Here is a 25374-nt window from a genome sequence, read left to right as displayed (position 1 = left end):
GAACCAGCATAAGTGCATTAGTTCACCCTTTTCACATGAGAAATTTCATGTCTTTCAAATGATAATGTTCATTAGACAATCGGAAGGAGGGTGGTAACCGAAAATCCATTGGTACCATCTACTATGATGGTGCCTTTGATGGAGGCTGTCCGTTCTTCCATTCCGACAATCCCAAGCCCTTTAACCACTTTACCCGAACCAATCCCACTACCGTTATCCCTGACTTCGACCCGAACCAGCTTGTTTAACACATGGATATCAATAGAAATTTCAGTAGCACCTGAGTATTTTAATGAATTTGTCAGTGCTTCGGTGATATTTTCAGTGATAATCTTCCATTGAATCGGCGTAATCAAATCAATATTACCTTTATACACAAACGGCATCCGCAGCTGGTGCTGGATAGAAAATTCCTCTAGCTGCAGCTTTAAACGCTGCAAGCCCATTTGCTCAGTTGGTGGCTTCATATTTTTTAAAGTAATCCGGATATCCTCAATGCCTTCCTTGGAGATGTTAATGGCATTTTGAAGGAGTTCGGCAGCTTTGGCCTGGTCGATGGCCATTAAAGTCTTTGCGGCTTCCATTTGAATCAGTGCGCCAGTCATGGAGTGGCCAATGCTGTCATGAATTTCCTGGGAGATGCGGTTCCGTTCCTCGAGGCGGTAAGTATATTCCGACTGCCTAACATATTCCTGATTTTCATTCAGGCTTTTCGAAAGTCGCTGCATATCAAGCCTCATCTTGTCGAGTTTGTTCTCATATGTGGTCAGGCGTTCAGTATATCGGCCGGTCATAAAAAAGACTAAAAAGCTAAAGAGGGCCGTTAATCCGTAAACAGCCTGATTTCCTTCCATGAAAAAAAGAGGCAGCAGTCCCACCAGCAAAAGAGGCCACCTTTTCTCGAAGAAAGCTGCTGACACTTCATAAAAATTCATTGGCAGCAGCAGCAGGAACAGCGGGTTCACTTCCTGAATGGAATAACAAATGAGAATAAACGATCCCAAGTGTATACAGAGTTTTATTTTTTCCATTCGTACCAGATAGAGGGGAATATTCATGCTAATATATAGAAGAATTAATAGTATACTCCACGCGAGATTGCCAGTTTCAGAATGAACATAGGAAAAACCAATAAATAGGATAATAATGAGTTTACTGAAAATGATCCATATTTCCATAATCCAAACCTCTTATTCTACTGAACCGGTGAGATAGTAAATGGCAATCTGTGTTCGGTGCTCCAGCCCTGTTTTTCCTAAGATTGAGGTAATATAGTTGGCAACCGTTCCTTCAGATATAAACACTTGTTTAGAAATCGCTTTGTTGGAATAGCCTTTTGCAATCAGGGACATAATTTCCATTTCCCGCTCGGTAAAAAGACTCTTATCTACTTTTGTTTCATTCTTCCTGCCGTAAGTCATATTTGTTTTAATCTTATCTAGAACAACATCCTGCATAACTGTATTTCCAAAGAACACACTTTTAATCGCATCACGAATCCGTTCCGGATCTGTGTTTTTCAATAAATAGCCCTTCGCGCCATTTTTAATTGCATCCAATATGTATTCGTCATCATCAAATGTCGTAAGAATTACCGGTTTTGTTTTCGTTGTTTCAGTCAGGATTTTAGTTGCTTCAACACCGTTCATATTAGGCATCCTTATATCCAGCAGGGCAATATCTACGTCATGGATTTGACAGTAATTGACTGCCTCGCTGCCATCACCCACCGTTGCCAATACTTCAAAGTCACCATAGGTACTTAAAATGATCTTCATACCTTCCCGTATAAAAGAATTATCATCGGCTATCAAAATTTTAATCTTCATACATCAGCAGGAAGCCCTGCCAGTCACATCCTTAAAAATTGGTATTATATACCTTTAACATAACAGAAAGAAGGTTTTTTGAGGAGTATTTACAGAAATAAATAAGAAGAAGTAAAATTGAACAGAACAGCTGAAGAACAAGAGAATTTGTATAAAAAAAGGGCAAAAATGAAAGGTATTTATTCATTAAATTAAAGGAAATGTTACTTTTATTGACTTGTATAAGAAAGATTGAATGAAAAATACAGGACTTTTAATGAAATATTTTGAGTGTAAGTTAAAAACACAGAAAATTTAGATAAAATGTATTGGAAGTGGTATAGTTGAAGATGGTGGAGGAGTTTGATTGTTTTATATATTTAAAGTTCTGATTCACATAGATTTTTACTCTTAAGACAGCTAGTTGTTGATCCATTGAAATTATTTTTAACTAAAATGGCTCTGTTAAACTTTAATGTTGATTTTTCTACAAAAATTTTGGTAAACCCGCATTTAGCTGGTTTACCCTGACTTTTCTTGATTTACCGTAAAATGTATTTGACAATGGGAGGCAAAATTAATAGTAGTACAGAGAAGGATGCTAGAAAATTAGTAACTTTCGGGGGTAGCTTTACTCTTCCTTTTCCATTGTAGTAACCTGTAAATTGCCATTTGTTCCTGTAAATAATAAACAACAATAACAAAGTACCTAAATAACCAAACCATTCATATTGGGTTACGCCAAATGATTTGTACATATTGTTTAGAACAGTATAAAATAAACCTTCAAAAAATCCAAATATCAAAATGATTCGTATTAATTCTAATATAACTCTCATTCACAGCCCTCCCTTGTATTTTAATTATACAATAAAATGATTTGTATAATTTAACAGGGTTTGAAATAACTAACAGTTAACCAATTAAATGTTGAATTTTGCCAAAAGCAAATTAACGTAAGTTTCCCTCATTTCATTAATTTAATGACCCCCTTCGGAAGAGGTAGGTAGGTATCAAAATTCTTTAACAAAGACAAAAAAGGAACCCTCTGAAAGGATTCCGACTTGAATTTTTTAACTGTGTAAATACTTCCTTATAAGTGCTCCTTGGATTTTGAGGATTGCAGGAATGGTCATCCCCAGTATAAGAGTTGGAACAAGCTCAAAAAGAGTTAAAGGGGGAGTAATTAAAATATTTAAATTCTGGATGACATAAATACCAATAAAATATAGGCTGCTTCCTATTAAACCTGTTATCCAAGAAGATTCCTTTAAGAACATAAAAGCAAGCGGGATGAATAGAATGGTAATTGGTACATAGGATGTCGGATAATGTACCGAATAAAAAATTGATTTTGCAAAAAACCTGCACAGGATATACAGGGTTGCACCGGCAAGAGCTATTTTTTGATCTCTGAAAATTTTATTTACAATAAGAACAAGGATAGTTACAGCTGCAACGGAATAGGTGGGATAAACCCAAGCAGGTATTCCGCCAAAGATTTGTGAAGATGGATTAGAGATTAAGTTAAGAATCTCCTGAGAAGCGATGGAGTGATGATGTATATACTGATCATATGAAATCGCTCCATTTTCTTGCTGCATATTCGGAAATAATAGACATTCCAAAAGAAACATCGAAAACCAGGTATGAAGTGATTTCCAGGAAGGTGTGATGTCATAGGTGTATAAGTAATATGCTCTCCACACGCCAAATATCATAATTCCCGTAGAAATATAATAAACAAAATGAGTAGGGCTCCAAGTTGTTAAATCAATTCCAAAAGCATAGTGATAACTAAAGTCCAACGGTATACCAACCAAAAATAAAATATAACCTATTGTGGTTATATTCCTTGAAAAAGCGTCCATGTACTTACCTTGTTTCCATTCTCGAAAAAGAAGAACAAGTCCCAGTAAAAGACCGGAAAAATTTACTAGATGCGGAATTGAATATTTTTCGAATAAATATTTAAAGTGATAAGAAGCGTCCCAGGCGGACCCGGCAAATTTCAGCAGAAATGCTAATACCCAAAAACGATAATATTTCATAACTTCTCCCTCATTCATCCAAGTAATTCAGTTATGCCACCATAAAATGCGATCACTATATAATTAACAGTCAATACAATGGCAAAATAAATGGCAGTCCATTTCATTTCTGCCTGCCTAAATAATTTATAAATCAAGATTATACCTAACAGTACCATTATTACATTACACAGAATCAGGAGAACTGACTCGAATTGAGAATGAATCTGGGTTTCTAGGGCAATGTGAGAAAGAATAAGCTGGTTCATTTCAGCACCTCAAAAATGTGAATAAATACCATAGTAGCATTTCAATCTTAATTTTTTCTTAACTTTCTATTAGAAAGAGTTTTTTATTTAGGGTTTTACCAAATTTATACAAATTTTAAAAGGAGGAATGAAGATGGAACATGAATTAAGAGAAGTGATTAAAAAGTCTGACCTTGCTATCAAACAGGAGGATTTTGAAACACTGATGAATTACTATACGGATGATGCCATTCTGGTTGTTAAACCAGGAACAATTGCCAGAGGTAAAGAAGAAATAAAAAAAGCATTTATAGCTATCGCAAAATACTTTAATAACAGTATTGTCCCAACACAAGGGGAAATGCTTTTATTAGAAGCGGGGGACACTGTGTTAGTAATTTCCCAAACCATGCTAGCTGCTGATAAAAAGGACTCCGAATTTTCGATGGAGAGAAGGGCAACCTACGTTTTTAAAAAACAAAATGGTCAATGGCTTTGTGCGATCGATAACTCGTATGGTACGGATTTACTCAATAAATAGCATTGTGCTATATCGGGAAAAATATGAAAAAGCTCCTACAAATCCAAAGGCGCCCATCGTGTTGTTCATCTTGGATTCGGTGATTTTGAAATAAACGATAATTGCATCATTTATAATAAAAACATATAGGACCTATATAAGGTCCTTTTTAGTTTCAGTGATAGGGACTTGGTGGGAATCGAACCCACGAAAAGCACAGCATCGAAATGCCGGCTGCTCTGCCATTGAGCTACAAAATCCCTACCTCTAATATGAGCAGTTTAAAAAGTAATTATGCATTTATTTACAGAATATGTTGAACATTGCCTGCTTAAAGGTTTTTTGTTTTTATTTTTAAGAAGATTTTCCCTTTTTATGTAACTTGAGGAAATGCTACATATTGTTGGTGATTGGAAAGGTGCAAATGTTATTAAAAGACAATTAGAACATTTTAATAAGAAAGAAGTCTATATAGTTAGCTTTCCCACAAATGAAAATCCTTCAATCGGTGATTATGTTATATATATGGATATTGATACAAAAAGATTTTTAGGAATTGGAATAAGAGATTAAGAAGGCAGAGCGAGTATCCCATAGCAAAATGTGCAGTTTTTCATATTGTACTAAAGTGGCAATTTAGTTTAATAAAAGTTTCATATAAAAAAGGAATCGCGATTGGCGATTCCTAAGATTATTATTTATTTGCTGTATTTATTGTACGAAGTGACTTGTTAATTGCTGTTTTACACTTGTTTACATCGGGATTAGATGAACGAACCACTGCTAGACAGATTCAATTGTACCATCAATTTTTGTCCATGTAGTGCTATCATTTTCCGAAGCTTAGCTTCTTGTGTATCCCACTGATGTTCCAAATACGCTTACAAGAACAACCGTTATCCAGTAAATGACTGGAACATATTTGTTTGCTTTAAATTGAAAAAACAATGCATAAGAAACGCAACTCCCATAATTATGGTAGTAAAAGTTAAAGTTAAACCAAGTCAAATGTTGAAAGTGATGAAATCAGCAAATGTTTCACCAACAGTTGTACACAACACTTTTGATAATCCAAAAGAGAATCGTACCTTGTGGCACTTTGTTAAATAAAATTTTCATTTTATTTTGGTTTTCTCGCATATATCATTTTCTTTCTTTAAAGTGGTTTCCCCACAACTTAAATTTATTTCTCTCACTCCTCATTAGGGTTTCCATCCAGGGAATTATTACTAAGACGCTCTTTCCTTTTCATTGTTAAATTCCACGCTTTTTGCGGGTGAGCCTCCCCGAAAAATGACTAAGAGGATAATAAAGATCAGTAAAACAAGGCTAACTATACCTTTGTCTATCCCCAGACCACCCGAGCTATGAGACGCTGCTAACCAATCCGAGAACGAGGCACCTACTGGACGCGTCATGATATAAGCGAACCAGAAAGAAAAAATTTCATTAAGACCAAATAATCGGTAACCCAAAGCTGGAATAACAAGCAAGACAGTAAATAATAAACCTGAAGAGAAGTAGCCCAAGTGCATGCTTGATGCGGTCATATCCCCTGCTGCTGTACCGAGTGCGAATGTAACCAGTACGGTAAGCCAGTAAAAGATCTCGCGGCGACGGGTGAAAATGCTGTGTACGGACAGAGTTTTTTCTTTAGAATACCAAGCTATGAGAACGACGGCGAGAGCCACTATAAAGAAAATGGTTGAAACGATGTAAGGTATGGCCAGTCCAACACGAACCACATCTGCAGCCATTGTGCCAAATATACTAACCATAATGACAACTAACCAGTAGACCTTTGGTATATATCGGCGTACTTTAAACTGTAATATCATTGCGGCTACGAAAATAATAACACTTAGCGGTGCTGAAATAAGCGGATTTAGATTCTCGAATAAATAATCGGATGCTACTTCACCCATTCCAGTAGTTAATAGCTTAGTAATCCAAAAGTAAAGAGTTATTTCTGGAACTTTAGCAAACATTTCTTTTGCCTGATTCATGGTGAACGATAAAGATTTGTTCATATTTAAGGACCTTCTTCCAATAATCTTCAATGACAAAGGCGTTAATACAGCTCCAAATCTTTCTTGTTGATAACAGATCTTCAGCTAGTACGCCTAGTGTAGTTGTACAAATCCTAAAACCTTGGTAAGTCAAATTAAATAGTAACTTCTAGTAATTTTCTTAACATTTGATGACTTGAAGGTTGTAGCATTTTTGTAGTTTCTGAAACGGTTAAGAATTTTTAAAAAGAATTCATCTCCTTTTATGAAGTATATTCTTCTAAGTACTTTCCATCACTTGTTCATTTGAGATGACGCTAGTCTCTACTATATTACAAATTGGTCAGCTATTTATTAAACCTAAATTAAAATTAACTTAAGTGTCTATTAAGTATGGGTGGCATTTTATAATTGAGGAAATGGAAAATATTCTTTTTTCTCCTGAAGGTATTGTATGGAAGGATCCTTCCTTTAATAATGTAGAAATGATCCCCTTTAAGAAAAGCTCCATCGGTCCGCCAAGAGTCACGAAGCTTTGACTAATTTATATGTAGGACTTTGCAGGTATGCGAGGGGTGAAAAGCTTTCCGGTATGAAGTTTATCGAAAACCACGCATTAGATAATATCCTCTCCGTGCTCAATCAAATTGAAAAGGAAATAGAATATTACCCAGATATTTTTGGTAATGAGAGACGCATGGAAAAAAGTTTTCCAGAGTTTGTAGCAAAGGTGGGAGAAATGTTACAAGGATATCAGCGAGTTCCTGAATCTGCACTTAAAATTTTGAACTATTTAGAAGAAGCTTTTCCTATAAATCAAAATATGTGTCAAGAAATTAGACGATTAGCAGTTATATGTAAACAATTAGAGGAACGATAAAAATGAGTTTGCATCCATGCAGCCTCATTTTTTGCATACATAGATAATAATAATGACTACATCAAAAAACTTTATTAGCAGTGTGATTTCTTATTCGAAATTCACTGCTTTTATATAGGTTTTTAGATGTGCGGGTAAAGACAACGGCTTACTAAATCTGGTAATTAAGTTCATAGATTTGCAGATTATATTTATTCAGGGCCATTTAAACTTTTGGGATGGTTTGAATTTGTCATATTGTCAACATAGCTTCTATTACAGAGCCAAAAAAGGGTGGGAGAAATCTCTCCCTTTTTATACAAGAAGGGGAGATTCCTATTAAATATTTTCTTAGAGGAGCAGGCTTATCATATACAGGTGTAGCCTTAGAAGTCTTTATTTTAGATATGATAGAAAATGACTATAAACCAATGTTAGTCGGAGTTATACCAATATTTGTCTTTATTATCTATAGTATGTATTGCCACAGAAGGACTTATTAAATGGGTTCAGTTTAAGTTTAATGAAAGGTCTTTTGCTTTTGGTATTTCAAAAGGTCTAGGAATAATTCTTTCCTTCCTATTTCCTATATTTAGTAGATCTACCCTAGTTGGTGCCATTTTATATTATTTAGGAAGAAACATAATAAAAGGGAAAACAGCCAATGTATTATTATCTTTAGTTTTTCCACTCTTTATTCTGATTTCAAGCTTATTATATTTTACTCAACTATGACTCTATCAAGTTAGTTACCTTGACCAGTTTTTCATCTTATCATGACGCGGCTCGTAATTTCTTCCTATGATTAATAAGCCCTTGAGAAAAGCGGAAACATTTACCTGAACATGTTACAATGAATTTGAAAGTCTTGTATAAAAAGTGAAGGATTTGCTAATTTTAGGAGGGAACAAAATGTTCACATCAGTTAATGATTTCTTAAACGAATGGAAACAAGAAGCAGCGGTTACCCAAAAAGTGCTGGACGCGCTGACAGATGAATCTTTGAACCAGGAAGTTTCTCCAGGATTATACAGTATTGGAAGCCTCGCTTGGCACATTACCGGAGCAGTTTATTACTTTCCTTCACAGGTAGGAGTAAAATTCGAAACTCCTGATCTTCAAAAAGATTCTCCAAAATCAGCTGCTGAAATCAGCGAGACCTATAAAACAGTAAGTCAGCGGTTAACGCAAGCACTTTCTGAACAGGTTTCAGATGATAAAATGAATAAAATGGTGAATTTATTTGGAAGGGATATGCCGTTTCAAGCTGTTTTCCGTCTACTAATACAACATCAGGCTCATCATCGCGGACAATTGACTGTCCTTATGAGACAAGCTGACTTGAAGGTTCCTGGCGTATATGGTCCTAGCAAAGAAGAATGGGAAGCAATGAATGCTCAAAAGAGCTAATATTCTCAGTGATGCAAAATAAATCAACATAAGAAATAACAATAAGAATAACAAATAAAGGAGCGAAAATCGCTCCTTTTTGATTTAACTGTTTAAGTAATCTTCCCAATCGTAATCGTCAATCTTTTAAAATTCGTCTTCATCATTTCTTTCATATGCACATAAAGGCGGTTCTTGGATAAATTCTAAAATGAATCGTCGATATTCAAGGTTACTCCAAGAGAAACAATTTGAAAATTTTCAGAATCACTAAGAAAGGCATCATCTTCATATCCGCCTAATATTGACCAACCAGAATCGCCTTCACCATTCGGAGAATCCCTTAGCATAAAGTTGAATTCTCTTTTTTCAAGTACATCTTCACTAACCGTTACTAAAGTGTCAAAATAAAAGTCCCATTCAGATGAATTTGGGTCATCATATTCCGTACCGCATATGTTTTCAATTCCGAATGAAATCTCATCGCCTATTTTTAAAGGTAAACGATGAGGTTCTTTGTCCAGTTTGCCTATAAATTTCTTTTCTTCTATGTTGGCGATTATGAAAACTACTTATGCTGCATCGGCAATCATCACCTTTATGGCCAGCTAGAATAGTTACCTGTGGCCGCTTGTTGTCATTCAGTCGCCTGAGAATCAAACTATTCCGTTGTTAATTTCAAACTTTGGATCCAGCTACTCACCTGACTTTGGAATGATCATGACTGCGATTGTTATTGCAACTCTCCCTGCAGCAATCATATTCTTTATTATGCAAAAGCACTTTGTTGCTGGAATGATGGGATCTGTGAAATAGTTTAATATTTTTATGATTGAAAAACCAAATCATTAAATATAGAGGTGTAAAAAATGGCAAACAGCTCCAATTTAAACTGGCTCTCTGATCTAAATGTATTTTCGGTAAATCGACTACCAGCCCACTCGGACCATCGCTATTATACAACGATGGAAGAAGCGAAAAATGCTTCGGCAATGAGCATGCGCCATGAGTTAAATGGGTACTGGAAATTCAACTATTCGATTAACCCTGCGAACCGGCCGGAGAATTTTTTTGATAATGATTTTGATATCACCAAATGGGAAAATATAACAGTCCCCGGGCATATTCAGTTTCAAGGCTATGGAAATCCTCAGTATGTAAATACCATGTACCCATGGGACGGGCATAAAGAGCTGCGGCCACCGGAAGTCCGCATGGATTATAACCCGGTCGGGAGTTATGTGAAATATTTTACTTTGCCAAACATGATGAAAAACAAACCTGTTTATATTTCCTTCCAAGGTGTGGAATCAGCTTTTTTTGTTTGGCTGAATGGTGAGTTGGTGGGCTATAGCGAAGATTCTTTCACTCCATCAGAATTTGATCTTACTCCTTTCATTAAGGAAGGGGAGAACAAGCTTGCTGTCGAGGTTTATCAATACAGTACAGGCAGCTGGCTGGAGGACCAGGATTTCTGGCGTTTATCAGGAATTTTCCGGGATGTGTACCTATATACAATACCTGAAGTACATATAAATAATGTCTTTATTCGTACTGAATTGGATGACTCTTTTACGAAAGGAAAGCTTACTGCGGACATAAAGTTCCAAATCTTTCAAACAGCAAATGCAGGCAAAATAGAGGGAGAGCTCTATGACAGAAAAGGCAGATTGGTAGCTTCAGTAGATTCGTTACTTGAAGAGGGAAAGGGAAGCCTAGATATCATCGCTGAAGGACTCGAGCTTTGGAGTGCCGAAAATCCATATTTATATACCTTGTTTATTAAAGTGTTTAACCAGGCTGGACAACTGGTTGAAGTTGTTCCTCAAAAAGTTGGTTTCAGACGGTTTGAGATAGTGGATAAGGTGATGCAGCTTAATGGAAAAAGGATTGTTTTTAAAGGTGTCAACCGCCACGAATTTAATTGCCGTTCAGGCAGGGCTGTTACCAAGGAAGATATGTTATGGGACATAAAAACATTGAAACAGAATAACATAAACGCTGTCCGAACATCCCATTATCCAAACCAGAGCTTATGGTATGAGCTTTGTGATGAGTATGGCGTTTATGTGATTGATGAAATGAATCTTGAATCACATGGCTCGTGGCAAAAAATGGGCAAAGTGGAGCCTTCCTGGAACATACCCGGCAATAAACCGGAGTGGCAGAATATAGTTCTGGATCGTGCTGTTTCTATGCTCGAACGTGATAAGAACCATCCATCCATTTTAATTTGGTCATGTGGAAATGAGTCTTACGCAGGAGAGGTTATCCTTAATGTATCTAAATATTTCAAGGCAGCGGATCCAAGCCGTCTAGTCCACTATGAAGGTGTGTTCCACAACCGGAATTATAATGATACAAGTGATATGGAAAGCAGGATGTATGCGAAGCCAGCAGATATTGAAAAGTATCTTTTGGAAAATCCTGAAAAGCCTTATATCAGCTGCGAATATATGCACGCTATGGGAAATTCCCTTGGAGGGATGAAGAAATATACGAATCTGGAAGATAAGTATCCAATGTACCAGGGCGGCTTTATCTGGGATTATATCGACCAGTCGATTATGAAAAAAGACCGCTATGGAAAAGAATTTTTGGCATACGGCGGTGATTTTGAAGACCGTCCGACTGATTATGGTTTCTGTACAAATGGCATTGTTTACGCGAACCGTAAGTTGTCGCCAAAAATGCAGGAGGTTAAGTTTCTATATCAAAACCTAAAACTGGTTCCTGATCAAAACGGTGTTACAATTTCTAATCAGAACCTGTTCAATGATAATTCTGATTATATATTAGAATATGCCCTTAACCTGGAAGGCCAGGAGTTGTATCGAAATAAAGCGGAGGTGAATGTATCTCCATTAAGCGATGGAAGGGCAGAATTCAATTGGCCGGAAAATATTACTCTTTCACCTGGGGAATATAGTATCCAGGTTTCCTACAAGTTAAAGGAGAATAAGATATGGGCTGATAAAGGATATGAAATTGCATTCGGACAATACGTGTTTGAAGTTGAAGCTTTAGAAGAAGCCACTTTGCCAGAAGGAGAAATAGAAGTAGTTCACGGTGATGTCAATATAGGTGTCCACGGTCGTGATTTTTCCATTATGTTCTCAAGGCAGATGGCAAGCTTAACTTCAATAAACTATTCCGGTAAAGAGCTCATTTCTTATCCACCTATGCCGTTATTCTGGAGAGCAACTACTGATAACGATCGGGGCTTTTTACAAGGGTATGATTCTGGAGTTTGGTTGGCTGCAAGCCTTGCACGGAAATGTGTGGAGGTAGAAGTAACTGAAGAAAAAGGTTCAGCAACAATCGGATTTACCTATAAGTTTTCAATCAACAGTGATATTAAAGCGAAGATTCTATATGCCGTTTATGCCGATGGTAGTATTCGCGTCAAATCTGTATACAAGGGAGCAGAGAATCTTCCCCAGATTCCGACGTTCGCTTTGTCCTTTAAAGTGCCAGCGGAATATAACCAATTGGAATGGTATGCAATGGGACCAGAGGAAAACTATGTGGACCGCAAAAATGGAGCGAGATTAGGTGTATTTAAAAATACAGTGACCGACAATCTTTCGGATTATATAATGCCACAGGAATCAGGTAACCGTACCGGTGTCCGCCGAGTAAATTTGACGGATAAGAAGGGAAAGGGTATCAGGATTTCCTCTGTCAGCCAGCCGCTGAAGTGTAATTTTTCTCCATACACAGCAATGGAGCTAGAAAATGCCCAGCATTTATATGAGCTGCCAAATGTGCACTATACAGTAGTGACAGTAGCGGGAAAGCAAATGGGTGTTGGCGGGGATGACAGTTGGGGAGCACCGGTTCATGACGAGTATTTAATCCCTGCTGACGACGACATGGAATTCGAATTTATGATTCATAGATTATAAGAGTTATTGGAGTAGTAAATATGCTTAAAAGCGTAGAGAGGCTGATTTTAGCAGGCTCTTTACGTTCATTTCGTTTAAAGGCTGTTAGTGATGAACATACTATTTGACGGAATAGAAAAAACGAACCAGCATTGGTTCGTTTTTGTCTATTTCATACTATTTCGCGTAATAATTCTCAGTATAGTAAGGCTGTGATTGGTCATTAAACGCAACACCTACGCCTAAAAACTCATAGCCGTTGCGAAGAATATTCTCCCTGTGTCCAAGTGAATTCATGAGACCTTCATGGGCAAAAATACTGCTGAACTGTCCATATGCCAAATTTTCTCCAGCCATATTAAATTGAATATGATCATCAGCCATTCGGTCAAACGGTGATTTCCCTCTAGGGTCTGTATGATCGAAATAATGATGCTCGGCCATATCGGTGCTATGTTTAGCCGCAGTATCGCGGACATGCTGATCCCATGAAAGAATAGGAAGCCGATGCTGCAGCCGGGATGAGTTGGTTAAATCAAATAACTGATACTCAAATCCTTCCCTAAGCTCAGGACTTGCCTTTGTATAGATATTTGTTTTTTGCTGTTCTGTATTTTGGTCAATTAATTGGATGGCTGTAACGGTATTTCCCTCATGTTTATCATAAAAGATAGTCGTATAAACGCCATTCAGTAAAAACATGTCATATTCATCATTGTTTTGCATCTTGTAGAGAACCATTCTTTTTTGGATGGTCGTAGACGGTTCACCCATTTTGGCGCGAACATCTTCTTTTTTGGAGCCCAACTTGATCCCATTTGTAGACGCGATGAGGTCCTGGTCAGTATAGAGCCCAACCACTTTATCGTATTGGTCATACATAACCATCATAAAATGCTGATAATGATCATGATAGGCATACCATTTTAATCCGTATTCATTCATACTCGAACGCTTTGGGGAACCTAAATGGCGTTCAACTTCAGCTTTTGAATCTCCAATTTCCACATTATAAACAGAATATACTTGTCTGGCGGGTGCTTTTAAGGGTATCTTTTTCTGTATTTCTTTTGGCAGAGTTTGTGGCATCTCAACCATACCAGAGCTTAGCTGATTTACAGTTTGGCGTAAATCCTGATATATATCACTAACGGTTGCACCTATATCCTTTTTAATATTAAGGTCCTTGAAACCGGATAAAGCGGAATCCTTTGTCACCGTATTGTTACCTAAGTTATTTATAATAAACTGCACCGCAAAATACAGTACAAAGATATAAACAATGGATTTTATTATTCGAAACATTACTCGCCCTCCATTCTATTAGAATTCTAACCTGTGGAGGGCAAATATATAAGTGATTTGCTTGAATTGATAGAAATTGGCAGGTATATTGGAAATTTTGAATGTATATTATACAAAGTTACAGCAGCATCTTTGTATCTTGTTGTATAATTTTTCGATCTCCAAAAATTAATGTACACTTTTAACCTGATCTTATATATTTTAGAATAAAGGAAAAATTTTCATTTTAAGGAGGGTGGTTCCTATTCATGTCCTTTTAAAGAAGTTAGGTTATGTAAAAAGTGAGCCATTAAAGTTTTTAACAAGGTGAGTTTGTGGACTTTGGCTTATATGGATTTCTGTTGTAATCTTGCTTGGTAAAATCATAGGTGGAGCGCAAATCATTAACATGCCTATATTTGATATTGGTTATTTTGTGGGATTCGCCCTTATTTTGCTTAACAAAAGAATTTATAAGCGGATTACTTTTGGTTCTCCAACCAAGTTTCAGAAAAACATGACAAACGCTTCGATCATTATTTCCCTTATTTTATTGGTAGGGATGGGCGGTCCTTTTTTGCAACACAAAATTACCGTATGATATGGCTTTCGGCTTTTTTAGCCATAGGGAATCATTTTTTTCCATTCACTTATGTTCATGGGAAAATCATGGTTCCTCTTGCAGTACTGGCATCATTAAACGCGATAGTTGGAATGCTTCTGCCATCAGTTGATTTTGCTGTTTTCGCTTATATAGACGCAGCTATTAAAGTGCTATTCGGAATTATTATGCTTCGTTCCAAGAAACCTTTAATTCATTCGAATTCTACGGCAACAAGTATATAGTCAACCTAATAATCCTTCTGGCAATTGGGTGAGTGCAAACTATCTATACAAGAATGGAAAAAATGAGTAGCTTATCGCTGCTCTTTTATTATGTGGAGAGTGCGGGTATTGATAAAGGTGGCCTTAATTTCATTATTTTAAATATCTGATTCTACTCTTTAGTATGCTGATTATTCTTGCCATAAATGTTTGAAAGGACATTGTTTTTCTAAAGCCTTCCTTATGGAAACAACTCAAAGAGATGGTTGACAACAAATTAGTTACCTCAGGGTCCGTAAATTAAGAATGCATATGTCGAGGTTCCCCATTTTTTTCAGCTAATGCCCCCGTTTGTCCAACAAAGAGTAAGAACAGCTGCCCCTAAAAAAGACAGCCGACCAGTCTAAAATATGAGTGTGTTTAGATAAGCGAAAGTGTTACTCTATGTATCAGTAAATCGTCTGTTTATTTGATTTTCTCCGCCAACTCTAAAATAATTCCCTCTGGACCGCGAACGTAGCATAATTTATAACTTTCTTCATATTGCTGTATCTCACTAAAGATTTTTGTACCCTTCTTTTTCAGTTTTGCCACAATAGCTTCAATATCTTCAACAGCGAAGCAAATATGCCGGATACCGAGCGTATTTGCAAAAGGTTGTTTAATATCGTTTTCATCTGACGGCGTATAAAATTTGACTAGCTCTATCCATGCCTGACCATTTGGCATCCCCAATCCTACACATGCCGTTTTAACATCATTAAGCCCAATTATTCTGTCCAACTGTTCTCCATCCAATTCCCATTCCGCTTGCACTTCAAGTCCTAAATCAAGAAAAAACACTTTAGCCGCCGAAAGGTCGTTCACGTTTATACTCACATGATCTATTCTATTGATCTTCAAACCTCATACCTCCTTGAGATTAAGTGCTCTTCACAGAATTATTCACCAAACTTATTGCAAATCCCTGCCACGATAGTTAAATAAGCACTATACAGCGAATTTTAATAAGCGTAAACTATCGTAAATCAGGGAGGTTCAGTTATCAACATTTACCTTTAACAAAGCCATTTTTTTAAACAAAGAGCACCGCAGATTGCGGTGCAATTTGAAATGCATTTTATTTTACATTTTACGTTGTAAATTTACGTTTTGCGAAAGGAACGGAAACCGTTAAAAGTTTATTAACTTTTTTTACTCTCAAAACGTTTAAGAAGATAAAGGGTATATTTATGGAATAACACTAAAATCAAATATAAAGCAGGATAAATTCATGCAGAATACCATAATTTCCATCCATTATAATAAAATGTCCCACTCAACAAAAAGAGTAACTCAAAATGAACAGCGAAAGTTGTCCAACAAAGATTTATATTACCTTATTTATTAAGGGTTTTTTATTCGGAAAGAAATTTAAAAATCCAATATTTACTGCTGGGAAGATACCAAAAATATAGATAAGTCCTCCCTTATCAACGCTTTTGTGATAATAACCGTATAGAGCGTATTTTAAATCCAAGAATATATCTGTCATTACTTGTAATGCTTCCGCAAACAATATTGTAGTTAATATTTCTATCCCAGATATTCGTTTTGTAAAAATTATGACAACTAAATTGAATAATATAACCATTAGGATAAGAAATGACATTTTTGTAGCCCTCAATCTACAATAAGTGTTTTTCTTATCCTTTCTCATTTCTTTTAAAATTGTAAAGATAAGGGCTGCTATTTTTTTAAAATAGTACCCTTCCTAAATTAATTATACCATACAAAAAATGGTAATAATAGACTGTTTATTCTCATTTACTACTGCTAAAATCAATAGAACATTAATGGTTAGGAGAGATGCAAATGAGTTCTTTGGTTCTCGGTCTACAGGAAATAGGAAAAACACAACTTATGTTCGTTGGAGGAAAAGGGTTAAATCTATGGGAATTATCAAAAATACAAGGAATACAAGTACCAGAAGGATTTTGTGTTACAACAGAGGGGTATCAAAAAGCCATTGAACAAAACGAAACGTTTCAAGCTTTGTTGCATCAACTAACAACGCTAAATGTAGAAGATCGAGATCAAATTAGTGGAATTAGCAGGAATATTCGTCAAATCATTTTGGAAGCGGAAATACCATCCGAGGTTGTGCGAAAAGTTGCTGACTATCTCTCCCAGTTTGGTGAGGAACAAGCGTATGCAGTGCGTTCCAGTGCGACTGCTGAAGATTTGCCATATGCCTCTTTTGCCGGTCAACAAGACACCTATTTAAATATCATTGGAAAAGAAGCCATCTTGCAGCATATCAAGAAATGCTGGGCTTCCTTATTTACGGATCGCGCAGTAAGCTACCGTATGCAAAATAGATTCGACCACAGACAAGTTTATTTATCCGTTATCGTTCAAAGGATGGTTTTCTCACAGGCTTCAGGGATTTTATTTACCGCTGATCCGCTTACCTCCAACCGAAGGGTACTATCCATCGATGCCAGTTTTGGGCTTGGAGAAGCGCTAGTCTCTGGCTTGGTATCGGCCGATAATTATAAGGTTCAGGAAGGTAAAATCGTCGATAAAAAGATTACTGCCAAAAAATTGGCTGTCTCTGCCCTTGAAGGCGGCGGAACAAAAACGCAGTCCATTAATCCTGAGCGGCAAAAGGCGCAAACACTGACTGACCGGCAGATTTTACAGCTGGCACGGATTGGAAGACAAATCGAAGCTTATTTTGGCAGCCCGCAGGACATCGAATGGTGTTTGGCTGATGATAAATTTTATATTGTCCAGAGCAGGCCGATCACGACGCTTTTCCCCATTCCTGAGGCGGAGACCCAAGAAAATCACGTTTATATATCTGTCGGCCATCAGCAAATGATGACAGACGCAATAAAACCATTGGGATTGTCTTTTTTCCTGTTGACGACTAATGCACCTATGCGTAAAGCGGGTGGAAGGTTGTTTGTTAATGTCACACAACAACTTGCTTCACCTACTAGTAGAAACATGTTATTAAAAGGCATGGGACAACACGATCCGCTCCTAAAAGACGCACTCATGAACATCATTGAGCGGGGAAATTTTATAAAATTATTACCTAATAATCATAAAGCACCGAATCTCGTAAGAGGCAATACAGGTATGCAGGCACAATTCGAAAATAATCCTTCCATTGTTTCTGATTTCATAAAGCGTAGCCAAATATCCATTGAAGAGTTAAAACAAAACATTAAAACCAAATCTGGAACAGATTTATTTGATTTTATTCTGGAAGATATTCAGGAATTAAAGAGGATTTTATTCGACCCGCAAAGTACAGCTGTATTCATGGCTGCCATGAATGCTTCAACATGGATCAATGAAAAAATGAACGAGTGGTTAGGCGAAAAAAACGCAGCGGACACGCTTTCCCAATCTGTACCAAACAATATTACTTCAGAAATGGGTTTGGCTCTATTGGATGTGGCGGATGTGATTCGTCCTTGTCCGAAAGTAATTGATTATTTGCAACGTGTAAAAGATGATCACTTTTTGGATGAAATGGTCAAGTTAGATGGTGGGCAGGAAGCAAGAGACGCAATAATTGCTTTCCTCAACAAATACGGAATGCGGTGTACCGGAGAAATTGATATTACGAGAACTCGGTGGTGTGAAAAACCACTTACACTTGTCCCAATGATTCTTGGTAATATCAAAAACTTTGAATCAAATGCCGGCAAGCGCATATTCGAGCAAGGTAGGCGCGTTGCTTTGGAAAAGGAAAAAGAGTTATTAGACCGATTTAAACAACTGCCGGATGGTGAACAAAAGGCCAAAGAAACAAAACGGATGATTGACCTAATCAGAAATTTCATCGGTTATCGTGAATATCCGAAATACGGCATTATTAGCCGTTACTTCGTTTATAAGCAGGCCTTACTGAAAGAAGCCGAACGACTCGTGCAAGCGGGCGTTATTCATGAAAAAGAAGATATATACTATCTAACATTTGAAGAATTCCGTGAAGCCGTATGCACAAATAAACTGGATTACCAGATTATCAACAAGAGAAAAGACGAATACAAATTATATGAAAAACTGACTCCTCCACGTGTAATCACATCCGATGGTGAAATCATTGAAGGGAAGTACAAAAGGGGAAATACCCCAGATAAAGCAATTGCAGGTCTCCCTGTTTCTTCAGGAATTATAGAGGGGCGCGCTCGTGTCATCTTAAACTTGAAAGAAGCAGATTTAGAAGATGGAGATATATTAGTCACTACCTTTACTGACCCCAGCTGGACACCATTGTTTGTATCCATAAAAGGCCTAGTAACCGAAGTGGGTGGGCTAATGACTCATGGAGCAGTTATCGCACGAGAATACGGCTTACCAGCAGTTGTCGGAGTGGAAAATGCCACCAAACTGATAAAAGATGGGCAACGAATTCTTGTAAACGGAACAGAAGGGTATATCGAAATATTGTAATGGCTGAATATGTCTAAATTTAATTTGTAGCACCGCTCTAGTGGTTACCGGAGCGGTGTATTATATTATTTCAATTAATATTTTCTGAATACCAGTTTTTGTTCTTCAATGGCATATTCACAATCCGCGACTCGTTCAAAGAACATGCGATCATGTGATACAAGAATGACTGTACCCAAAAATTTGTGGCAGCAAGTCTTAAAAACACCAGCTTCCAAGGTGCCATACAGAATTTAACTCCACGGATTTGTCCGGTTTTGTTCTGTGATATATACCTATAAAAGCATGCATGGTATTAAGAATGATTAATGAACACTAAATCATGAATGACTACTGGTTTTCTTACTTCCGTATGTGAAACGCTAAAAGAGCTTATTTTTTAAACACATGGTGTCCAATTACTGCGGTCGTAGCTTTGGAATCCAGCCAGTGACTAGAGGCAATTGAAGGGTTATAGAAAAATAAGGATCCTTGTACAAGATTGCGGCTTTCTGTTAGTGCCGCCTTGACGGCTGCTATCGAATCGGCATCTGCTGGTTTATTGATTTGGCAATTGTTTACAGGAGAAAACTGACCGCGCTGATAGATGACCCCTCTAATGCTGTCAGGAAAACGAGGGCTTTCTACTCGGTTTAAAACAACACAGGCAACAGCGATTTTTCCTTGGAGAGATTCAGCTTGTGCTTCTGCTCTCACTAATCTGGCTAATAAATCGATGTCTGCATCCGAATAAGTTTTGGCTGGTTCCGGAGCTGCAGGTTGTTTCGGCTGTTCAGCGGGCTTCTTGACAATGGGTACTGCTGGTGCAGCTGGAGTTTCAGTTTGAACAGCAGCACTCTCAATTGTGTTTTCAGTATGTATTTTTACTTCCTTGTATGTCATTTCGTATGTTTTCGCTTCTTCGGGGGTTGTATTGATGTTCTGGTTAACGTAGATAAGATTCAAATCGTTCACCTGGGGATTAAGTTCCGCCAATTGGTCCAATGTCATGTGGGATTCAGTTGCAATCTGAGTCATTGTATCACCTTTTTTTACTGTATACGCAAAGGCTGGTGAGGCAAAAAGAAAAGATGTTAATAGGGTAATGGCTGCAATTATTTTTTTCATAGTTCAGTTCCTCCAATATTTAAAAGTCTTCTGAATCTCTTGTACAATCCATTTGTATGAACAAAGAAAAAAGATTAGCATTACAGTTTCATTACAAGAAAAATGCAATTGAAAGACAAAGTAGGGAAAAACCTACAAAATACTAGGTAAAGCGCCTAAAAAGAATTTCTATTTTGGAATAAAAAATTTTTCACCTGAGGACGTTTTTCTTTTAAAATAAATTTAGGAACACGAAAGGAGAGACTAATATATGTATAGTTTTAAAAATGATTACAGTGAGGGTGCACACCCCAGAATCCTTAACGCTTTGATGGAAACGAATTTCCAACAAGAGGATGGGTATGGGGAAGATTCCTATTCTCAAAAAGCAATTGAATTGCTGAAGGGTAAAATCGGGCGGAGTGACGTGGATATTCATCTATTAACTGGCGGCACGCAAACGAATTTAATAGCCATATCGGCTTTCCTTCGGCCGCATGAAGCTGCTATAGCTGCAACTAGCGGGCATATTGCTACGCATGAGACAGGCTCTATTGAAGCAACCGGCCATAAGGTTGTTACGATTGATGCTGAAAATGGCAAACTAACCGCCTCGCACGTTAAGGCCGTTATTAACATGCATACTGATGAACATATGGTAAAACCAAAGCTTGTTTACATATCAAACTCAACCGAAATAGGCTCTATCTATTTAAAAAGTGAGCTAAGGGAATTAAGAGACTTTTGTGATGCGCATAATCTTATTCTTTTCATGGATGGTGCCAGACTGGGATCTACTTTGTGCGCGGAGGAAAATGACCTTTCTCTTGAAGACCTGCCAAATCTTGTGGATGCTTTTTATATCGGAGGTACAAAGAATGGTGCCCTTTTGGGAGAGGCACTCGTTATTTGCCGAGAATCCTTAAAAGAAGATTTCCGTTTTCATATGAAGCAAAAGGGGGCGCTTTTGGCAAAAGGGAGACTCCTTGGAATCCAGTTCTTAGAGCTATTTAAGGACAATTTGTTCTTTGATCTGGCGTTGCACGCAAACAAGATGGCAAGTCTGTTAAGGGCTGCCTTTGAGGAAGAAAGCTTTACATTCCTGACCCATTCTCCATCGAATCAGATTTTCCCGATTCTCCCTGACACATTGATTGCTGAGCTTCAAAAGAAGTACGCTTTCCTGGTGTGGGAACGAGTCGATGGAGACTCTTCAGCTGTGCGTTTCGTAACCTCCTGGGCTACAAAGGAAGAAGCTGTAGCTGAATTTATTGAGGATATGAAAAAGTTAGTTAAGTAATGTAAAAAGGGTGATAAAATCAATTTATCATCCTTTTTTATTGCTTGAGGAGGCCCGGTATTGGCTCGCTATTACGCAATGTTACTAATATCTTTATTTATATTACTAATTTCAGTAGTTTCCCTTTGGTTCATTTTTACAGAAAAATGGAAACGAGGGAGAAGATATAAAATTCCGTTCAAGCAAACAGCAGGATCCTTGTTTGGTTTGTTAGCCGGCGGTTTATTGTTTACCATATTTGTACCGGATTTGCCAGATGTTATCCATCATCGGCCAACATATTATGAAGGTATGTGTGAAATTGACAAAGAAACAGGAAAACATGCTCATTTAGAGGCGTGGTTTGGGGATCACGCCATTTGGTTTGATATCTATGAATATGACAAAGTCCGAGAAGGTCAATATTATTGCAAGGTTAAATACTACCCTCATTCAGATGAAGGGGAATCATTAAGGCTATACACATCTAAGGGCGGAAAAGAAATAGAAACCAATTAGTACTATGAAACGAGTTCCTTTGGGAGAGAAAAGTAAATAAAGATAAAGACAGACCTAATAACAAGTTTAAGTCTGTCTTTTTTATTGCGCATATCAAGCAAGAAGAAAGTGAAATTATCGAGCGGCTAACAAATTAATCGGTTAATTTGGTGAGGACCTAAAAAAAGCTCCAGAGGAATTGATATCTATGCATTTCAATTAAGTTTAATAGAGTAAATAAACATTTAATAATTAATTAAGAAATCTTTAAGAGAATTAAAATAAATTAATCAATAGATAATGTCATAATTATTTGTGCATAGTAGAAGTTGCAGGGTTGTTGAAATTGCACCCAATTGTTTTGATATCTATGCCAATTACATTAAGAAAGGAATCTAGGTATGCAAACAAATCAAAGTAAATGGAGAATTTTACTTAATAAGGTACCGGAAGTTACTATTTTCTTCTGGATAATCAAAATATTATGCACCACTGTCGGGGAAACCTTTGCTGATTTCATAAATTTCAACCTTGGGTTGGGTTTAACTCTCACTACCGTGATTATGGGAGTAGCATTTATCATTTTATTATTTCTTCAGTTCAGAGCAACGAAATATGTTCCAGGCATTTATTGGACCACGGTTGTACTCATAAGCGTATTTGGAACATTGGTAACTGATAACCTGACAGATGGAATTGGAGTTCCTCTTGAGGTTAGTACAGCAGTTTTCTCCGTGCTGTTAGGATTGACTTTTCTATTTTGGTATCTTAGTGAAAAAACTCTATCAATCCACTCCATTCATACAAGAAAGAGAGAAGCTTTCTATTGGCTTACCATTCTTTTTACATTTGCACTTGGAACAGCAGTCGGAGATTTATATTCCGAACAACTCGGTTTTGGTTATCTAAACACCGGGATTGCAGTCATTATTATCATAGCTTGCGTATTTTTAGCTTGGAAATTCTTCAAACTTGATGGTGTATTAGCCTTTTGGATTGCGTATATTCTTACTCGTCCACTTGGGGCATCATTAGGTGATTATCTATCTCAAACAAAAGTAAATGGTGGGTTAGGTTTAGGAACAACCGTTACGAGTGTCATTTTTCTTATAGCCATTTTAGTGATTATCGTTTTTCTTGCTGTTTCAAAAATTGATATAAATTCCAAAACGGAAACAGCAGAATCATACGAAACTAAAGGAAGCAAGAAGAATGTTATGTCGCAAACCATTGCTGTGCTTTGTATTTTCTTGGTTGCTGGTATAGGCGGTTACATTTGGCGAAGTAATTATATAGCATCGCAAACTAATTCTGCACAAGCAACCTTAGCTGGGCAGCTAACGGATTTTGTTAAAATTGAAAATGATATGTTAAAAGATGTAAACTCAAATAACTTTACACTAGCTAAAAAGAGTGCTGACAATTTGGAACATCAATGGGACACTTCTGAGCCAAAACTAAGGAAAATAGATGGCACGACATGGACTAAAATTGATGGAACGATTGACGTTGTATTATCAGCGGTCCGTTCATCAAACCCTGATTCAGTCAAGTCCAAAACTGCACTTAACAATTCGCTTAATGTTTTAAACGGAGCAAATAAAGGAGCATCTTCCTCACAAGCAGCCTTAACTGGTCAATTAACAGATTTCGCTAAAATTGAAAGTGATATGCTAAACCATGTTAACTCAAAAGATTTTGCTTCCGCGAAAAAAAATGCTGACGATTTGGAGCATCAATGGGATACATCGGAGCCTAAACTAAGGAAAATAGACGGTACAACATGGACTAAAATTGACGGAACAATTGATGTTGTATTAGCAGCGGTTCGCTCGTCAAATCCTGATGCGGGTAAATGTAAATCTGCAATTAACAAATCGCTTAGTGTTATTAACGGAGCAAATAAATAAAAGTCTAAGGAATCGCAATCGCGGTTCCTTTTTTGGCTAATCAGAATTTATATCCATAAATTCTGAACGCAAAAGTAAAACTAAGGCATCCACCAAAAGGAATTGGCGAATGCCAAGTTTTTCTAACGATTCAGAAAAGGATTCGCTGCGACACAAATCAAAATGTTAAGGCAAAGAAGTGAAAAAAGGGTAAGAAATCATGGCGATTTGTTACCCTTTTTCCTTATATAGCTTTCTTTTCAACTCTAATATTCTTGTTAGAATTCTTGTCTTTTTTATCAACTGATAGCTGCCAGACTGCCAACCCATGAAAGATCGACTAAGTTACCTGTTGAAACAACAAAACCCCCAAAGCCGAACCTGTTGCAATGCCGATATTAACGGAAACAGGAGTGAGCGAAGAGGCAAAGTCTTTTTGTCCCTGGGGAGTATTTATCAGCCAAATCCATAAAGTACACTTGAATGGTTGCGTTCATGGCATAAAGCATAACGGCCATTAGCATACTGCTGATAAGGCCTGGAATAAGGGATGACATCGTAAAATAAAAAGAAGTAAGAATGATAGCATGGATAAAAAAACATAAAGCAGTCTGGATACACCATTTTTGCTGGCTATTTTTCCTGCTAGAATGTTACTGAAAATGGAAAAACCGCCGTAAGCAAGTAATACAATGCCTACAAGTTTTAAAGGAATATTTAATGCATTTTCTAGAATGGGTGTTATATACGTATAGAGTGTATAGGTTCCTGTAAAGCAGAAGATGGGAATTAAGAAAGCCAGAACGATTCTTGGGTATTTAAATAATCTTAAGATTTTTAACTTAAGGGTTTTGTTTATGTTGAAACCAGCAAAGTTAACATTTTAGTTACCAAAAAAAAAGCGCTATGCGCTTATCAAAATGGACTTGTCTTTAAAAAATACCTCTTTGGCCTATTAATCTAAAAAGCGCAACAATCAACGCTAAGCGGATAATTAATCGTACCAAACGGCCCCTAATTCTGGTTTGAAGAATAAGAGAATCACTTCCAACTGACATAAGTGTGCCTGTATATCTTCCTTCCGTTGTTACAACTTCGACCTCTTGTCCAACAAGACTGTAAGCTTCGGATTTAAAATCTTGATTACTCATAGTTTCCACCTCCATTCTTACTTATTAGTAAATGCAGATTATTAAAAAGAGTATAGACATTTAGCTAGTTAATTGAATAGATTTTTAGTTTGGGATTGTTCGTAGGAATGAAAGGTATGTAGTGTAATAGCTGAAAATATTCAACCGTATTGGGGGG

Annotated in this window: 19 protein-coding genes, 1 tRNA gene and 3 pseudogenes; 10 read left to right on the top strand and 13 right to left on the bottom strand. The window is 37.0% G+C overall.

Annotated features, from left to right (window positions below; genetic code table 11):
• Positions 1-71 precede the first annotated feature (71 nt).
• The 5 genes from G8761_RS08920 to G8761_RS08900 form a co-directional block, all read right to left on the bottom strand.
• A complete protein-coding gene (locus tag G8761_RS08920) occupies positions 72-1178 on the bottom strand; it encodes a sensor histidine kinase (protein ID WP_166025740.1) in 1107 nt (368 codons plus the stop codon).
• Between the two features lie 12 nt (positions 1179-1190).
• The gene (locus tag G8761_RS08915) at positions 1191-1829 is read right to left on the bottom strand and encodes a response regulator transcription factor (protein ID WP_166025738.1); all 639 of its coding nucleotides are present in this window, start codon (positions 1827-1829) and stop codon (positions 1191-1193) included.
• 521 nt (positions 1830-2350) lie between these two features.
• Positions 2351-2647: a hypothetical protein gene (locus G8761_RS08910; protein ID WP_166025736.1), complete on the bottom strand. Its 297-nt coding sequence runs from the start codon at positions 2645-2647 to the stop codon at positions 2351-2353.
• A 234-nt stretch (positions 2648-2881) separates the two neighbouring features.
• Positions 2882-3859 carry a hypothetical protein gene (locus tag G8761_RS08905; RefSeq protein WP_166025734.1) on the bottom strand — a complete coding sequence of 326 codons (978 nt, stop codon included), beginning with the start codon at positions 3857-3859 and terminating at the stop codon, positions 2882-2884.
• A 14-nt stretch (positions 3860-3873) separates the two neighbouring features.
• Positions 3874-4107, bottom strand: coding sequence for a hypothetical protein (locus G8761_RS08900; RefSeq protein WP_166025732.1), 234 nt, complete (start codon positions 4105-4107; stop codon positions 3874-3876).
• Positions 4108-4240: 133 nt separating this feature from the next.
• Between G8761_RS08900 and G8761_RS08895 the strand changes: the two genes are divergently transcribed.
• Positions 4241-4627 carry a YybH family protein gene (locus G8761_RS08895; protein ID WP_166025730.1) on the top strand — a complete coding sequence of 129 codons (387 nt, stop codon included), beginning with the start codon at positions 4241-4243 and terminating at the stop codon, positions 4625-4627.
• A gap of 162 nt (positions 4628-4789) precedes the next feature.
• Here G8761_RS08895 and G8761_RS08890 read toward each other — a convergent pair.
• Together G8761_RS08890 and G8761_RS08885 are read right to left on the bottom strand one after the other, a co-directional pair.
• A tRNA-OTHER gene (locus tag G8761_RS08890) sits at positions 4790-4868 on the bottom strand.
• A 967-nt stretch (positions 4869-5835) separates the two neighbouring features.
• Positions 5836-6636, bottom strand: coding sequence for a COG4705 family protein (locus tag G8761_RS08885; protein WP_166025728.1), 801 nt, complete (start codon positions 6634-6636; stop codon positions 5836-5838).
• Between the two features lie 514 nt (positions 6637-7150).
• Between G8761_RS08885 and G8761_RS08880 the strand changes: the two genes are divergently transcribed.
• Positions 7151-7495, top strand: coding sequence for a hypothetical protein (locus G8761_RS08880; RefSeq protein ID WP_166025726.1), 345 nt, complete (start codon positions 7151-7153; stop codon positions 7493-7495).
• Positions 7496-8386: 891 nt separating this feature from the next.
• Entirely contained in the window at positions 8387-8884 is a 498-nt protein-coding gene (locus tag G8761_RS08875) for a DinB family protein (protein ID WP_166025724.1), read from the top strand.
• 126 nt (positions 8885-9010) lie between these two features.
• On the opposite strand, the pseudogene G8761_RS08870 reads toward G8761_RS08875, so the two are convergent.
• Positions 9011-9423, bottom strand: a pseudogene (locus tag G8761_RS08870) (immunity protein Imm33 domain-containing protein); the annotation flags it as partial.
• Here G8761_RS08870 and G8761_RS27085 point away from each other — a divergent pair.
• A pseudogene (locus G8761_RS27085) lies at positions 9422-9679 on the top strand (carbohydrate ABC transporter permease); the annotation flags it as partial. The pseudogenes G8761_RS08870 and G8761_RS27085 overlap by 2 nt on opposite strands.
• Positions 9680-9732: 53 nt before the next feature.
• Entirely contained in the window at positions 9733-12771 is a 3039-nt protein-coding gene (lacZ, locus tag G8761_RS08865; protein ID WP_166025721.1) for a beta-galactosidase, LacZ type, read from the top strand.
• Between the two features lie 156 nt (positions 12772-12927).
• Here the strand turns inward: lacZ and G8761_RS08860 are convergent, their stop codons facing one another.
• A complete protein-coding gene (locus G8761_RS08860) occupies positions 12928-14055 on the bottom strand; it encodes a CAP domain-containing protein (protein ID WP_166025720.1) in 1128 nt (375 codons plus the stop codon).
• Positions 14056-14404: 349 nt separating this feature from the next.
• Here G8761_RS08860 and G8761_RS28035 point away from each other — a divergent pair.
• Positions 14405-14880, top strand: a pseudogene (locus G8761_RS28035) (DUF6609 family protein).
• 444 nt (positions 14881-15324) lie between these two features.
• Here the strand turns inward: G8761_RS28035 and G8761_RS08850 are convergent.
• The gene (locus tag G8761_RS08850; protein ID WP_166025718.1) at positions 15325-15762 is read right to left on the bottom strand and encodes a VOC family protein; all 438 of its coding nucleotides are present in this window, start codon (positions 15760-15762) and stop codon (positions 15325-15327) included.
• Between the two features lie 466 nt (positions 15763-16228).
• Positions 16229-16510, bottom strand: a complete 282-nt coding sequence (locus G8761_RS27080) for a hypothetical protein (RefSeq protein ID WP_243449949.1) — start codon at positions 16508-16510, stop codon at positions 16229-16231.
• Positions 16511-16713: 203 nt separating this feature from the next.
• Here G8761_RS27080 and ppsA point away from each other — a divergent pair, with 203 nt between their 5' ends.
• Positions 16714-19314, top strand: coding sequence for a phosphoenolpyruvate synthase (gene ppsA, locus G8761_RS08840; RefSeq protein ID WP_166025716.1), 2601 nt, complete (start codon positions 16714-16716; stop codon positions 19312-19314).
• A 372-nt stretch (positions 19315-19686) separates the two neighbouring features.
• On the opposite strand, the gene G8761_RS08835 is transcribed toward ppsA, so the two are convergent.
• Positions 19687-20421: a cell wall hydrolase gene (locus G8761_RS08835; protein WP_166025714.1), complete on the bottom strand. Its 735-nt coding sequence runs from the start codon at positions 20419-20421 to the stop codon at positions 19687-19689.
• 250 nt (positions 20422-20671) lie between these two features.
• On the opposite strand from G8761_RS08835, the gene G8761_RS08830 reads away from it, so the two are divergent.
• The 3 genes from G8761_RS08830 (at position 20672) to G8761_RS08820 (ending at position 24087) form a co-directional block, all read left to right on the top strand.
• The gene (locus G8761_RS08830) at positions 20672-21700 is read left to right on the top strand and encodes a threonine aldolase family protein (protein ID WP_166025711.1); all 1029 of its coding nucleotides are present in this window, start codon (positions 20672-20674) and stop codon (positions 21698-21700) included.
• Between the two features lie 60 nt (positions 21701-21760).
• Entirely contained in the window at positions 21761-22198 is a 438-nt protein-coding gene (locus tag G8761_RS08825; protein ID WP_166025709.1) for a hypothetical protein, read from the top strand.
• 380 nt (positions 22199-22578) lie between these two features.
• On the top strand, positions 22579-24087 hold the full coding sequence (locus G8761_RS08820) for a COG4705 family protein (protein WP_166025707.1): 1509 nt from the start codon (positions 22579-22581) through the stop codon (positions 24085-24087).
• Between the two features lie 911 nt (positions 24088-24998).
• On the opposite strand, the gene G8761_RS08815 is transcribed toward G8761_RS08820, so the two are convergent.
• Entirely contained in the window at positions 24999-25217 is a 219-nt protein-coding gene (locus G8761_RS08815; RefSeq protein ID WP_166025706.1) for a hypothetical protein, read from the bottom strand.
• Positions 25218-25374: the final 157 nt, after the last annotated feature.

Origin of the sequence: Neobacillus terrae (assembly GCF_011393025.1) — a bacterium.
Lineage (GTDB): Bacteria > Bacillota > Bacilli > Bacillales > Cytobacillaceae > Neobacillus_A > Neobacillus_A terrae.
This window is presented reverse-complemented; position numbering and strand designations above follow the sequence as displayed.

Bases quoted from the DNA above. Each gene is read 5' to 3' on its own strand.
- G8761_RS08920 (WP_166025740.1), bottom strand. From the start codon at position 1,178: ATGGAAATATGGATCATTTTCAGTAAACTCATTATTATCCTATTTATT.
- G8761_RS08915 (WP_166025738.1), bottom strand. From the start codon at position 1,829: ATGAAGATTAAAATTTTGATAGCCGATGATAATTCTTTTATACGGGAA.
- G8761_RS08910 (WP_166025736.1), bottom strand. From the start codon at position 2,647: ATGAGAGTTATATTAGAATTAATACGAATCATTTTGATATTTGGATTT.
- G8761_RS08905 (WP_166025734.1), bottom strand. From the start codon at position 3,859: ATGAAATATTATCGTTTTTGGGTATTAGCATTTCTGCTGAAATTTGCC.
- G8761_RS08900 (WP_166025732.1), bottom strand. From the start codon at position 4,107: ATGAACCAGCTTATTCTTTCTCACATTGCCCTAGAAACCCAGATTCAT.
- G8761_RS08895 (WP_166025730.1), top strand. From the start codon at position 4,241: ATGGAACATGAATTAAGAGAAGTGATTAAAAAGTCTGACCTTGCTATC.
- G8761_RS08885 (WP_166025728.1), bottom strand. From the start codon at position 6,636: ATGAACAAATCTTTATCGTTCACCATGAATCAGGCAAAAGAAATGTTT.
- G8761_RS08875 (WP_166025724.1), top strand. From the start codon at position 8,387: ATGTTCACATCAGTTAATGATTTCTTAAACGAATGGAAACAAGAAGCA.
- lacZ (WP_166025721.1), top strand. From the start codon at position 9,733: ATGGCAAACAGCTCCAATTTAAACTGGCTCTCTGATCTAAATGTATTT.
- G8761_RS08860 (WP_166025720.1), bottom strand. From the start codon at position 14,055: ATGTTTCGAATAATAAAATCCATTGTTTATATCTTTGTACTGTATTTT.
- G8761_RS27080 (WP_243449949.1), bottom strand. From the start codon at position 16,510: ATGTCATTTCTTATCCTAATGGTTATATTATTCAATTTAGTTGTCATA.
- ppsA (WP_166025716.1), top strand. From the start codon at position 16,714: ATGAGTTCTTTGGTTCTCGGTCTACAGGAAATAGGAAAAACACAACTT.
- G8761_RS08835 (WP_166025714.1), bottom strand. From the start codon at position 20,421: ATGAAAAAAATAATTGCAGCCATTACCCTATTAACATCTTTTCTTTTT.
- G8761_RS08830 (WP_166025711.1), top strand. From the start codon at position 20,672: ATGTATAGTTTTAAAAATGATTACAGTGAGGGTGCACACCCCAGAATC.
- G8761_RS08820 (WP_166025707.1), top strand. From the start codon at position 22,579: ATGCAAACAAATCAAAGTAAATGGAGAATTTTACTTAATAAGGTACCG.
- G8761_RS08815 (WP_166025706.1), bottom strand. From the start codon at position 25,217: ATGAGTAATCAAGATTTTAAATCCGAAGCTTACAGTCTTGTTGGACAA.